This window comes from Streptomyces parvulus, assembly GCF_014648855.1.
Taxonomy (GTDB): Bacteria; Actinomycetota; Actinomycetes; order Streptomycetales; family Streptomycetaceae; genus Streptomyces; species Streptomyces parvulus.
In genome coordinates, this window is the sequence record NZ_BMRX01000016.1 from 136,519 (window position 1) to 149,609 (window position 13,091).

Here is a 13,091-nt window from a genome sequence, read left to right on the forward strand (position 1 = left end):
GATCACGGGCCGAGCGTAACGTCGAACTCGATCACCTGGTTCTTGGGCGACAGCGGTCCCTCGTCACCGACGACCTTGTCGACGAAGGCGCCCACGGTGTCGCTCCACCACTCCGTGTAGCCGATGACCGGAGGGTGGGTCGCCGATTCGATGTCCGACTCGTTGTACGCGGTGTAGCGCCAGGTGACCGACCCGTCCGAGTTCTTCCGGATGGGGGTCATGCGGACCTGGTGCGAGCCCAGGAAGGTGTACGCGAGGTTGCCGGTGAGCCCGCCCGTGGTGAGCGTGCCGTAGTCCGTGAGGTACTTGCCCGCCCCCTCGGGACCGCTGAGCGTGTAGTCGTACTTGTAGGTGTGGCCCATCTCGAACTTGCCGGTCCGCTGCCACTCCCTGAGGAAGTACGCGAGCACTCCCTTCGTGTGCTCGTGCTCGCGGTAGATGCCGGTGAACTCGTCGTTGGGGCCGAAGCACTGCGTCCTGGGGCCGTTGCCGGTGAGCCAGCTCCATCCCAGTTCCCACGGGTTGTTGCTGTTGCGGTGCTCGATCGGGTCGCCGAACGGCGTCAGGCAGCTCTCGGCCCCGTCGGGCAGGCCGGTCTCGCCGTCGATCGGCACCTTCGAGTTGTCGAGCGCGTCCTGGATCGCCTGCTTGATCGCGGCCTGGACGACCTTCATCCAGGCCTCGGTCGCCGCGACGGCCGCCTCGGCGAAGGACTTGCCCGCCGCGATCTCGGCCTGCCGGGCGCGGGTGGCGGACGCCTGCGCGTCGGCGGCGTAGGACGCGGCCGTCTCGGCGGAGCGCACCGCCCGGTTCGCCGCGTCCCGCGCCACACTGCTCGCCTTGCGCGCCTGGGCCGCGGCGTTGGCCGCGGTCTGCGCGGACCGCTCGGCGGCGGCGGCGGAGGTCTCGGCGGCCTCCGCGTTCTTGCGGGCCTCCTCGGCGGAGTCCTTGGCGTCGTCCGCCCAGTCCTTCGCCTTGACGGCCCAGTCGGTGGCCTCGTCCGCGGCCTGCCTGGCGAGGGCCGCGGCCTCGGAGGCGCGTGCCGCGTCCTCGAGGGCGTCCTGGGCGATCTTTGCCGCCCGCGCGATGGCCGCGCGGATCGCGCTGATGTGCGTGGCGTGATCGTGGTCGATGCGGGCGAACTCGTGCTGCGTCGTGCCGATGAACTGGCGCAGCATGTGCGTGTCGCCCTCAAGAGCGACCTGCGCGGCCGCCTTGACGTACGGGCCGCCGCTCGCCAGGAGCGTGGTGGCCGCCACCCTGTCGTCCTCGTGGACGGCGGCGGACCGCTCCACGTGCAGGAAGGTGTGCAGCGCCTCGGCGGAACCGTCCGTCAGGGCGGCCTCGGCGGCACGCCGTACGGCGGTGCCGGTCGAGGAGTCCGCCAGCAGCGTGGTGACCTCGACCTCGTTGTCGTCCCTGGCCGCCTCGACCGCGCCCTTCTCCAGGAACGCCCTGATGGTGGCGGCGTTCTCGCTCTGCAGCGCCGCCGCGGCGGCCTCGGCCACGTTCTGCGTGGAGATGGCGGCGGTGGCCGCCGCGAACTCCGCGTTGTCCTGCTGCAGGGCGATGAGCCGGTCGGCCTCGATCCAGCGCAGTACGTCCTCGTCGCCGCCGGCCAGCGCGTACGCGGCGGCCTCCCGGGACCATGTGCCCGACCCGTCGAGCAGCCGGACGGCGGCCTGCCGTCCCTTGTCCACGGCCTCCCCGGTCCGGCCGGCGGCCAGGGCCGCCTCCATCGCGGTGATCAGCGCGACGAGTTCCCCGGACAGCCGCGTCTCCTGCGTACGCTCCCGGTTGGCGCGCTCCAGGCGGTCGGTCTCCGCGCTCCGCTGCTGCTTGGCGACCTCGATCGCTTCCGCGGTCTCCTCGCTCAGCCGGGCGTTCTCGGCCTCGCGGGCCTCCTTCTCGACCTCCCGAGCCTCGACGACGGCGTCGTACGCCTTGGTCGCCGCTTCGACGGCGGCCTTCGCGGCGGCGGTGGAGCGGTTGGCGTAGTCCACGGCCTTGCCGGCGTTGCGGGCGGCTTCCTCGGCCGCGTCGGCGGCCTTGCCTGCGTGGTCGGCGGCGCTGTCGGCGGCCGCGGACGCGGTGCGGGCGGCGGCGGCCGACCTGCGGGACAGGGCCGAGGCCCGGCTCGCGGCGGCCGTGGCCCGGCCGGCGGCGGCCTCCGCGATGGCGGCCTGGCGCCGCGCCTCGGCGGCCTGGGACTGCGCGGCACCGGCGGACACGGCGGCGTCGGCGGAAGCGCGCGCGGCGGCGGCCGAGTTGACCGCGGCACCCGCGGCGGCGTTGCCCGCGGCCTCGGCGGCGTCGGAGGCGAGGGCCGCGAGCCTGGCCTTCGCGGCCACGGTGCGCACCCAGTCGACCATGGCCCGCGCGGCCTTCGCCGCCTGGTTGGCAGCCTCCGCCATGTTCGCGTTCTTGGAGGCGCTGATCGCGGCGTGGTAGGCACGCGAGGCGGCGCGTCCCGCGGCCGCGGCGGCCGCCGCAGCGGCGTTCGCGGCGGCCACGGAGCGCTGGGCCGCGACCTGTGCGGTACGCGAGGCGGACACCGCGGTCGACGCGGCGGCCGCGGCACCCTGGGCGGCCCGCGCCGCCTTGTTCGCGGCCTTGGCGGAGCGCTGCACGTCCTGCTCGGCCGCCTGCGCCTCGGCCTTCGCCTCCAGCGCGGCCGTCTTGGCCTTCTCGGCGGCCTGGACCGCCTGCTCGGACAGCTCGACCGCCTCGTCCGTCCGGCGCTCGGCGAGCCTGCCCTCCGACTCGACGATCTTGACCAGCTGCTGGATCTCCGCCGACTCCTCGTCCCGCGCCCGGGCGATGTACTGGCCCGTCGTCAGGAACCACTGGATCGCCCGGGGAGACCCGTCGTCGAGCGCACGCTCCGCGTACTCCCGCACCTGCGGCGACGCCGTGACGAGGATGGAGGTCACCTGGACCCGCTGGTCCTCGTCGTGCGCGTCGTACTGCCCGGTGCTGAGGAAGTCCCGCAGCGCGAAGTCCGTACCGGCCGCGAGGGCCTTGGAGGACTCACGCTTCACGGCCCTGCCGCCATGGGCGTTGACCGTGGTCACCGCCACCTCGAGGTCCTCGTGCACGGCCGACTCGTAGCCGCCCCGCAGATAGGCGGCGACCGCCGCGTCCCCGCCGGACAGCGCCTGCCCGATCCCGGCCCGCGTCGCCTTGCCGCCGCTGACCAGGGCCTCGGTCAGCGTGAACCGGTTGTCCTCGGCCGTGGCCGCCGGCAGCTTCTCGCCGAGGAAGGTGGCCACGTCGTCGGCGCTTCCCACGAGCGCCGCGGCCGCGGCGGTGCGTACCGCGCGGCCCCCGGTCCGGTACGCCTCCACGATCTTGGCGCGGTCGGTGTCGGGCAGCTGCGCCCCGCCGTCTGCCGCCGCGGCCTCCGCCGCGTAGGCCCGCCCGGACCCGAACGCGCCCAGGGGCACCGCGGTACCCGCCGCGATCCCGCCGAGAATGGCCAGCGACTGGCGTCTGCTGAAAACCCGTGATGCTTGTGACACAACGCCCCCCTCATGCCTACGAGGGGAATCCCACCGCCCCCCCTGCGGTCCAAGTCGTCTATGGAAGCCGCAGGTCGGGGGGATCGTCCAATGCAGAAACCGGGTGCAAGCCGGGTAATTCCCGAGCCTTCGCCGTGATGCCTGTCACCTCCCGAAAGGGTTGTGACGATCTTGGTAACGAATCGATGGAGAAAACCCGGGCTTGACCGTGTCCGTCCGGCAGGCGAACGGGAGATGGACGAGTGATGCCGGCGGCGCCGGCCACCCGGCTCGGACCGGACCGGGCCCGGCTACCGACAGTGACCGATTCTGATCGAGTCCGACCGGTCTCCCGCCCTTCGGGAACGGGTGCTTCACCGGCTTATCGGGCTGTCGTACGAGGCCTCATACCAGAGCAGGACGTTGCCCGGGGGAGTTTGGCAACTGCCCACCGCACTTGAGGGGCGGCCGACTACTGTCAGTGTCCGTCGGGCGACGTAGAGCCGGATCCCCCGGTCCACTCGGTCGACACAGCGATGACGCGTGCCCGCGCGACGTCGCCTGCCCGCGTGGCACTCCGTCACCACGCGCGAGCACCCAGACCGACGGACCAGTACGAGGACCCCGATGTCTCACCTCCGCGCCCCGACCGCGCGCGCAGACCGCCGCGAGGGCGGGCGGCACGGCCGGCCGGCCCCCCGCACCGCCCCCGCGCTGCCCGAGACCCACATACGGCCCCAACTCCTGCGTCTGGCCGTGCTGCCACCGGTCGCCGTCGCCCTCAGCGGCTGCGCGGTCGTGCTGTTCACCGTCCGCTCCACCGGCGTCCGGCCCGGCCCGGTGCTGTGGGCCGTGGTGGCCGGCGCCCTCTCGGTGACCGCCGCGGCCGTCGTCATCGCCGCCGTCGCCGCCGACCGCGCCGCCCGCTCCGTGCACGAACGCGTCGGTGCCCTGCGCCGCAGCACCGCCCGGGGCGAGGGCGACCTGCGCGCCGTGGTCGAGGCGCTGCGCCGCGGCGAGCAGCCGCCCCGGCGCAAGCCGCGCGGCGGGCCGCCCGACGACGCCGACGACTTCGAACTGCTCGCCGCCGACCTCTCCCGCGCCCACGACGGCGCCGTCACCGCCGTCGTCCGGGCCGCCCAGCTCTCCAGCCAGGCGGGCAGCGAGCAGAAGCTGGAGGTCTTCGTCAACCTCGCCCGGCGCCTCCAGTCGCTGGTGCACCGCGAGATCTCCATCCTGGACGAGCTGGAGAACGAGATCGAGGACCCCGACCTCCTCAAGGGCCTCTTCCACGTCGACCACCTCGCCACCCGCATCCGCCGCCACGCCGAGAACCTCGCCGTGCTCGGCGGCGCCGTCTCCCGGCGCCAGTGGAGCAACCCGGTCGACATGACCGAGGTCCTCCGCTCGGCCATCGCCGAGGTCGAGCAGTACTCCAGGGTCCGGCTCGTCCCGCCGATCGACGGCACCCTGCGCGGCCACGCCGTCGCCGACGTCATCCACCTCCTGGCCGAACTGGTGGAGAACGCCACCCTGTTCTCCGCCCCGCAGACCCAGGTGCTGATGCGGGCCAGCCTCGTCACCTCGGGCCTCGCCGTGGAGGTAGAGGACCGCGGACTCGGCATGCCGGCCGCCGAGCAGGCCCGGATGAACGCCCTGCTCGCCGACCCCGACCAGGTCAACGTCGCCCACCTGCTGGCGGACGGCCGCATCGGACTGTTCGTCGTGTCCCAGCTCGCCAAGCGGCACGGCATCACCGTCCGGCTCCAGACCAACATCTACGGCGGCGTGCAGGCCGTACTGGTCGTCCCGCAGGCCCTGTTGGGCGCGGAGCCCGGCGCCCTCCCCGGCGCCGCGACGGGGCCGGTCCCCGCCGTCACCGGCGAACCCGCGCCCGTACCCCCGCCCCGGCAGCAGACGCCGCCGACGGCACCGCCCGCGACGCCGCCGGCAACTCCGCCGAGGACGGCGCCCGTTCCGGACGCCCCGGTCGCGGTCGCCCCCGTGGCCGCCGCTCCCGCCGCTCCACCGGCGGCCACCGTGCCGGTCCCCGCCGCACCCGGCACCGCACCGCAGCACGCTCGCCCGGCCCGGCCGCGCACCGCCGCCGAGGGTGAACCCCTGCCGCTGCCCGTGCGCGGCACCCACCGCCACCGGCCCACCCCGGCCGCCGCCGTCCCGGGGGTGCGCCCCGAGGACCGCGCCGTCCTCGCCGAACACGCCGACGCCCCGCCCGTACCGCGCCACAGCGCCGTCCGCGGCACCATGGGCAAACCCCAACTGCCCCGCCGCCGCGCCCAGGAGCACCTCGTACCCCAACTGCGCGGCGGCCCGGCCCCCCGCCAGGAACCCGAGACGTACACCGGGCACGACCCCGGCCTGATGGCGGCCTTCCAGCGCGGCATCGGCCTCGCGGAGACCCAGCAGCACCGGGAACCCGCACCACCGGCACCGGCCCGCGCGGACCCCCTCCACCTGGCACCCGCGCCCACCGCGCCGCCCCACCCGGCCGCACCGCACCTGGAGCCCACCCCCATGGAGCCGACCCCCCGGGACTCGTCCGGATGAACGCCCCCGCGACCACCCCCCACGCCCCGCACCCCACGACCAGCGCTCCCGCAGACCTTCGCACCCCAAGGAGTCGATCCACCATGGCCAGCGATGCGCCCACCGGCCAAGTTTCCGACCTCGACTGGCTGATGAGCGGCCTCGTGCAGCGCGTGCCGCACACGAGCAGCGCGGTGCTCCTGTCCTGCGACGGCCTGGTGAAGTCCGTGCACGGTCTCGACGCCGACAGCGCCGACCACATGGCGGCCCTCGCCTCCGGCCTGTACTCCCTCGGCCGCAGCGCCGGCGTCCGCTTCGGCGACGGCGGCGACGTACGGCAGGTCGTCGTCGAACTCGACTCCACGCTGCTCTTCGTCACCACCGCCGGATCCGGCACGTGCCTGGCCGTACTGGCCGGCCGGGAGGCCGACGCGGCCGTGCTCGGCTACGAGATGGCCATGCTGGTCAAGAGCGTCCGCCCGTACCTCGTCACCGCGCCCCGGCAGCACGCCGTCGAACCCCCGGCGATGAGGCCTTGAGGGTGGCCTCGGCCGGCGACGGGCCCTGGCTCGACGACGCCGCCGGACGGCTGGTACGCCCCTTCACCGTCAGCAACGGCCGTACCCGGCCCACCGTCGCGCTCGACCTGATGTCCCAGGTCATGGCCACGGGGACGACCCCCCTCGGCTACCTCGGACCCGAGCACACGCAGGTACTCGACCTGTGCCGGGCGCCGCTCCCCGTCGCCGAACTGGCCGCGCACCTGCGGCTCCCGGTCGCGGTCACCAAGGTGCTGCTCTCGGACCTCGTCGACTGCGGCGCGCTGACCACCAAACCCCCCGCCGCGTTCCACCACAACCCCACGGACCGGGCCCTTCTGGAGGCAGTGCTCGATGGACTACGACGACAGCTCTGACCACGCCCACGGCGACCGCGCCGACCCGTTCCCCACCGCCCTGAAGATCCTCGTGGCGGGCGGGTTCGGCGTCGGCAAGACGACCTTCGTCGGCGCCGTCAGCGAGATCGCGCCGCTGAGCACGGAGGAACTGCTCACCACGGTCAGCGCCGCGACCGACAACCTCGACGGAATCGAGAACAAACAAGAGACCACCGTGGCCATGGACTTCGGCCGCATCACCCTCGACCCGGAACACGTCCTGTACCTGTTCGGCACCCCCGGCCAGGAACGCTTCTGGTTCATGTGGGACGAGCTGTGCGAGGGCGCGCTCGGGGCGGTGATCATCGCCGACACCCGCCGGCTGGACGAGTCCTTCGCCGCCGTCGACTTCTTCGAGGAACGCGGCCTCGGCTTCGTGGTCGCGATCAACGAGTTCGACGGCTCCCACCGCTACGACCCCGAGGAGGTGCGCGCCGCCATGGACCTGCACCCCGAGATCCCCATCGTGCGCTGCGACGCCCGGATCTCCAGCTCCGGAGTACAGACCCTGCTCACCCTCGTCCGCCACCTGATCGCCCACACGCCGGCCCCCACCACGGGGTACGGCGCCGGAGCCCGCCCATGACCTACGACCCGCCGCGCCCGGCCGGACGCCTGCTGCTCACCCCCGAGGACCGGGAGGCACCCGCCCGGGTGCGACGGCTGCGCCGGCTCGGCCTGGTGGAACGCCCCGACCCCGCCCTCGACAGCTTCGCCGCGCACCTCGCCGGCCTCGCCGAGGCGCCGTACGGGATGGTCAACTTCCTGGTCGAGGACGGGCAGTTCTTCGCGGGCCTGCGGGTCCCCGACACCCCGCCCGCGAGCCGGGGCGTCGGGGCCAGACCGGAGTTCGGCCGCGTCCAGCCCCGCGACCACGGCTTCTGCCCCCACGTCGTGGTCCGGCGCAAGGCCCTCGTCCTGGAGGACGTGCGCGACTACCCGCGCTTCGCCGGAAACCCGGTCGTCGACGAGTTCGGCATCCGCTCCTACCTCGGCGCCCCGCTCATCGACAGCACCGGCACCGTCCTCGGCACGGTGTCCGCCGCCGACGTGCGGCCCCGGACCTGGGGCACGGCGGGCCTGGCGACGATCAAGTCGACGGCGGCCGACCTCGTACGCCGCATCGAGCGCAGCGCCGAGGACGGGCTCCCGCTGTGAGACGGGCGGGCCCGGGGGCGGCGTGAAGGAAAGCTGCGGCCGGGCTTAAGAAAGGCTCGATGGACCCGGAGCGGTGCCGTACGGCAGATTGCAGTGCGATCCCCTCCCCTCCCCGGACGCGGGCCTCCTCGGCGTGCGCGGTCCCGGGCCTCACCCGTCAGGAGCCGTAGCGTTGAAGGCGCTGGTCAAGGAGAAGGCGGAGCCCGGTCTGTGGCTCGCGGACGTGCCCGAGCCCGCCGTCGGACCCGGTGACGTCCTCATCAAGGTGCTGCGCACCGGCATCTGCGGCACCGACCTGCACATCCGGGCCTGGGACGGCTGGGCGCGGCAGGCCATCCGCACCCCGCTCGTCGTCGGACACGAGTTCGTCGGCGAGGTCGTCGAGACCGGCCGGGACGTCACCGAGATCAAGCCCGGCGACCGGGTCAGCGGCGAGGGCCACCTGGTGTGCGGCAAGTGCCGCAACTGCCTGGCCGGCCGGCGCCACCTGTGCCGCGCCACCGTCGGGCTCGGCGTCGGCCGCGACGGGGCCTTCGCCGAGTACGTCGCCCTGCCCGCCGGCAACGTATGGGTGCACCGCGTCCCCGTCGACCTCGACGTCGCCGCGATCTTCGACCCGTTCGGCAACGCCGTGCACACCGCGCTGTCCTTCCCGCTGGTCGGCGAGGACGTCCTGATCACCGGCGCCGGACCGATCGGCCTGATGGCCGCCGCCGTCGCCCGGCACGCCGGCGCCCGCAACGTCGTGATCACCGACGTCAGCCAGGAGCGCCTGGACCTGGCGCTCAAGGTCGGGGTGAGCCTCGCCCTGGACGTCTCGAAGGCCACCATCGCCGACGGCCAGCGCGAACTCGGCCTGCGCGAGGGCTTCGACATCGGCCTGGAGATGTCCGGCCGCCCCGAGGCCATGCGCGACATGATCGCCAACATGACGCACGGCGGCAGGATCGCCATGCTCGGCCTGCCCGCCGAGGAGTTCCCCGTCGACTGGGCCCGGATCGTCACCTCGATGATCACCCTCAAGGGCATCTACGGCCGCGAGATGTTCGAGACCTGGTACGCGATGTCGGTCCTGCTCGAAGGCGGCCTCGACCTCGCCCCCGTGATCACCGGCCGCTACTCCCACCGCGACTTCGAGGCCGCGTTCGCCGACGCCGCCAGCGGCCGGGGCGGCAAGGTCATCCTCGACTGGACCGCGTAAGCCACCCGCTTTCCCAGGAGCTTAGGAGCTTCTCAGATGTTCGACTCCGTGCGCGACGACCTGCGCGCCACCCTCGACGAGATCCGCGCCGCCGGACTGCACAAGCCCGAGCGCGTCATCGGCACCCCGCAGTCCGCGACGGTGAACGTCACCGCGGGCGGCCGCCCCGGCGAGGTCCTCAACTTCTGCGCCAACAACTACCTCGGCCTCGCCGACCACCCCGAGGTCGTCGCCGCCGCCCACGAGGCGCTGGACCGCTGGGGCTACGGCATGGCGTCCGTGCGCTTCATCTGCGGCACCCAGGAGGTCCACAAGGAACTGGAGGCCCGGCTCTCCGCGTTCCTCGGCCAGGAGGACACGATCCTCTACTCCTCCTGCTTCGACGCCAACGGCGGCGTCTTCGAGACCCTGCTCGGCCCGGAGGACGCGGTGATCTCCGACGCCCTCAACCACGCCTCGATCATCGACGGCATCCGCCTCAGCAAGGCGAAGCGCCTGCGCTACGCGAACCGCGACATGGCCGACCTGGAGACTCAGCTCAAGGCGGCCGGCGACGCCCGCCGCAAGCTGATCGTCACCGACGGCGTCTTCTCCATGGACGGCTACGTCGCCCCGCTCGCCGAGATCTGCGACCTCGCCGACCGCTACGGCGCCATGGTCATGGTCGACGACTCGCACGCCGTCGGCTTCGTCGGCCCCGGCGGCCGCGGCACCCCCGAGCTGCACGGCGTCATGGACCGCGTCGACATCATCACCGGCACCCTCGGCAAGGCCCTCGGCGGCGCCTCCGGCGGCTACGTCGCCGCCCGCGCGGAGATCGTCGCTCTGCTGCGCCAGCGGTCCCGGCCCTACCTCTTCTCCAACTCCCTGGCCCCGGTGATCGCCGCCGCCTCCCTGAAGGTCCTCGACCTGCTGGAGTCCGCCGACGACCTGCGCGTCCGGCTCGCCGAGAACACCGCCCTCTTCCGGAGCCGGATGACCGAGGAGGGCTTCGACATCCTCCCCGGCGACCACGCCATCGCCCCGGTGATGATCGGCGACGCCTCCGAGGCGGGCCGCATGGCCGAGCTGCTCCTCGAGCGCGGCGTCTACGTCATCGGCTTCTCCTACCCGGTGGTGCCGCAGGGGCAGGCCCGCATCCGCGTCCAGCTCTCCGCCGCGCACTCCACGGCCGACGTGCACCGCGCGGTGGACGCCTTCGTCGCGGCCCGGGAGCAGCTCGCCGCGTGAAACGCCGGTGACCTGAGAGAATCGATCCCGTGATCGAAGCGCGGCGGCTGCACATCCTCCGAGCGGTGGCCGACCACCGCACCGTGACGGCGGCTGCCGCCGCGCTGTACCTCACCCCCTCCGCGGTCTCCCAGCAGCTGGCCGCCCTGGAGCAGGAGACCGGCCACCGCCTGGTCGAGCGCGGCGCCAAGGGCGTACGGCTGACCCCCGCGGGCGAGATCCTGCTGAACCACACCAACGCCGTCCTCGCCCAGCTGGAGCGGGCCGAGGCCGAACTCGCCGCCTACGGCTCGGGCGCCGCCGGCACCGTCACCGTCGCCTCCTTCGCGACCGGCATCGCGCTGGTCGTCGCGCCCGCGCTGGCCCGCCTCGCCGAGACCGCGCCCGGCATCCGCGTCCGCGTCCAGGACGCCGAGGGCGACGCCAGCCTGCCGATGGTCCTGGACCGGCAGGTCGACGTGGCCGTCGCCGTCGAGTACCGCGGGGCGCCGCCCGCCGACGACCCCCGGCTGACCCACGTCCCGCTGTACGCCGAGCCCTTCGACGCGGTCGTGCCGGTGGCCCACCGCCTCGCCGACGCCGACGTGGTGGCGCTGGCGGAGCTGGCCAAGGACACCTGGATCGGCCCCTACCCGGGCAACCCGTGCCACGACGTCGTGGTGCTGGCCTGCGAGAGCGCCGGCTTCCAGCCCCGGATGGAGCACTCCTCGGACGACTTCCGGGCCGTGGTCTCGCTGGCCTCGGCCGACGCCGGGGTCGCGCTGGTCCCGCGCTCGGCGCTGCTCGGCACCGACCTCACCGGTGTGGTGGTCCGCCCGGTCGACGGGGTCGTGCCCACCCGCCGGGTCTTCGCGGCCGTGCGCCGCGGGGCCGAGGAGCACCCGCTGATCCGCCCGGTCCTCGACGCACTCGACGCGGTGGCCCGGACGTGAGGCTTCCGTAACCCGGCCGTCTCACATCCGGGATAGCGTCCCGGACATGAGACACGATGACGGTGCTCCCGACCTCGTGGACACCCGGCTCGCCGCCCGCCTCGCCGAACTGCGCGCCGAGCACGGCTGGTCGCTGGGGGAGCTGGCGGAGCGCAGCGGGGTGAGCCGGTCCACGCTGTCCCGGGCCGAGCGGGCGGAGACCAGCCCCACCGCCGCCCAGCTGAACCGCCTGTGCGCGGTCTACGGCCGGACCATGTCCCGGCTGCTCGGCGAGGTCGAGGCCGGGCCCGCGCTGCTGGTCCGCGCCGACGAGCAGCCCCGGTGGGAGGACGCGGCCGCGGGCTTCGCGCGCCGCTCGGTCTCCCCGCCGCACGCCGGACTGCGCGGCGAACTCGTCGAGGGGCGGCTCGCCCCGGGCGCCGACCTCGCCTACGACCGGCCGCCCGTCCCCGGCCTGGAACAGCACCTGTGGGTGCTGGCCGGAGAGCTGGAGGTGACCTCCCAGGACGTCCCGCACCGCCTCGGCACCGGCGACTGCCTGCGGATGCGGGTGTGGGGACCGACCAGGTTCCGGTGCACGGGCCCCCGGGAGGCGCGCTACGTGCTGGCGGTGGTGCTGCCGTGATCGTCCGCCGCGTCGACGCGCACCGGCTGACCGGCCTGCTCGGGGAGCTGGCGGACCTGCTGACCGACGTGGTGGCCGGCGGCGCCTCGGTCGGCTTCCTCGCACCCCTCGGCCGCGACCACGCCCTCGCCTGGTGGACCGCCCGGCTCCGGGCGGTGGCCGCGGGGGAGCTGGCCGTCTGGGTGGCGCACGAGGGGGGACGGGTGTGCGGGACCGTGAGCCTCGCACTGCCGGACAAGCCCAACAGCCGCCACCGCGCCGAACTGGTCAAGCTCATGGTGTCCCCGGCCGACCGCGGCCGGGGCGTCGGACGCCGGCTGCTGACCGCCGCCGAGGAGTCGGCCGCCGGGGCCGGCCTCACCCTGCTGCACCTCGACACCGAGACCGGCAGCCCCGCCGAGCACCTCTACCGCTCCGCCGGGTGGACCGAGGCCGGCACGATCCCCGGATACGCGGCGGACCCGGGCGGCGAACCGAGGCCGACGACGCTCTACTACAAGCGGATCGGCGCCCCCGCCGGCGCCGGGTGATGTTGTCAGTGGCGGCGGATAGCGTGCCTGGCATGCCCGACGCAGAAGACGTACGCCGTGTCGCCCTGTCCCTGCCGGACACCACGGAGAAGACCGCCTGGAGCATGCCCACGTTCCGGGTGGCGGGGAAGATGTTCGCGACGCTGCCCGAGGACGAGACCTCCATCGCCGTGCGCTGCCCCAAGGAGGAGCGCGACGAACTGGTGCTCGCCGAGCCGGGCAAGTTCTGGATCGCCGGTCACGAGGCGCAGTTCGCCTGGGTCAGGGCCCGGCTCGCGGCCCTGGAGGGCGAGGACGAGCTGCGCGACATCCTCGCCGACTCCTGGCGGCAGGCGGCCCCGACCCGGCTCCTGGAGGCGCATCCCCGGCTGGGGCTGCCGCCCGAGGGCTGAAAACCCCTCGGGCGCTGTCGGTGCCCCGTGGCATGATCC

The 13,091-nt window shown here is 74.0% G+C and carries 12 protein-coding genes; 11 read left to right on the forward strand and 1 reads right to left on the reverse strand.

Going from position 1 to position 13,091, the window contains the following annotated elements; translation table 11 throughout:
* Positions 1-2: 2 nt before the first annotated feature.
* The gene (locus IE108_RS28840; protein ID WP_229852485.1) at positions 3-3,521 is read right to left on the reverse strand and encodes an ALF repeat-containing protein; all 3,519 of its coding nucleotides are present in this window, start codon (positions 3,519-3,521) and stop codon (positions 3-5) included.
* A 606-nt stretch (positions 3,522-4,127) separates the two neighbouring features.
* On the opposite strand from IE108_RS28840, the gene IE108_RS28845 reads away from it, so the two are divergent.
* The 11 genes from IE108_RS28845 to IE108_RS28895 all read left to right on the forward strand — a co-directional run bounded on the left by IE108_RS28845 (position 4,128) and on the right by IE108_RS28895 (position 13,052).
* Positions 4,128-6,068, forward strand: a complete 1,941-nt coding sequence (locus tag IE108_RS28845; RefSeq protein WP_064730859.1) for a sensor histidine kinase — start codon at positions 4,128-4,130, stop codon at positions 6,066-6,068.
* A gap of 83 nt (positions 6,069-6,151) precedes the next feature.
* Entirely contained in the window at positions 6,152-6,586 is a 435-nt protein-coding gene (locus IE108_RS28850; protein WP_064730860.1) for a roadblock/LC7 domain-containing protein, read from the forward strand.
* Positions 6,587-6,588: 2 nt separating this feature from the next.
* A complete protein-coding gene (locus tag IE108_RS28855; RefSeq protein ID WP_064730861.1) occupies positions 6,589-6,963 on the forward strand; it encodes a DUF742 domain-containing protein in 375 nt (124 codons plus the stop codon).
* Positions 6,941-7,570 (forward strand): GTP-binding protein, encoded by a 630-nt coding sequence (locus IE108_RS28860; RefSeq protein WP_064730862.1) that lies wholly within the window; start codon positions 6,941-6,943, stop codon positions 7,568-7,570. Before IE108_RS28855 ends, IE108_RS28860 begins: the two co-directional genes overlap by 23 nt.
* Positions 7,567-8,142, forward strand: a complete 576-nt coding sequence (locus IE108_RS28865) for a GAF domain-containing protein (RefSeq protein ID WP_064730863.1) — start codon at positions 7,567-7,569, stop codon at positions 8,140-8,142. The genes IE108_RS28860 and IE108_RS28865 overlap by 4 nt, the downstream gene beginning before the upstream one ends.
* 172 nt (positions 8,143-8,314) lie before the next feature.
* The gene (gene tdh / locus IE108_RS28870; protein WP_064730864.1) at positions 8,315-9,343 is read left to right on the forward strand and encodes an L-threonine 3-dehydrogenase; all 1,029 of its coding nucleotides are present in this window, start codon (positions 8,315-8,317) and stop codon (positions 9,341-9,343) included.
* A gap of 36 nt (positions 9,344-9,379) precedes the next feature.
* Complete coding sequence (locus tag IE108_RS28875) at positions 9,380-10,573, forward strand: glycine C-acetyltransferase (protein WP_064730865.1); 1,194 nt, start codon at positions 9,380-9,382, stop codon at positions 10,571-10,573.
* Positions 10,574-10,602: 29 nt separating this feature from the next.
* Positions 10,603-11,505, forward strand: a complete 903-nt coding sequence (locus IE108_RS28880) for a LysR family transcriptional regulator (protein ID WP_064730866.1) — start codon at positions 10,603-10,605, stop codon at positions 11,503-11,505.
* 46 nt (positions 11,506-11,551) lie between these two features.
* Positions 11,552-12,130, forward strand: coding sequence for a helix-turn-helix domain-containing protein (locus IE108_RS28885; RefSeq protein ID WP_064730867.1), 579 nt, complete (start codon positions 11,552-11,554; stop codon positions 12,128-12,130).
* A complete protein-coding gene (locus tag IE108_RS28890) occupies positions 12,127-12,660 on the forward strand; it encodes a GNAT family N-acetyltransferase (RefSeq protein WP_064730868.1) in 534 nt (177 codons plus the stop codon). Before IE108_RS28885 ends, IE108_RS28890 begins: the two co-directional genes overlap by 4 nt.
* 32 nt (positions 12,661-12,692) lie before the next feature.
* Positions 12,693-13,052: an MmcQ/YjbR family DNA-binding protein gene (locus IE108_RS28895; RefSeq protein WP_064730869.1), complete on the forward strand. Its 360-nt coding sequence runs from the start codon at positions 12,693-12,695 to the stop codon at positions 13,050-13,052.
* The last annotated feature ends 39 nt before the right edge of the window (positions 13,053-13,091 follow it).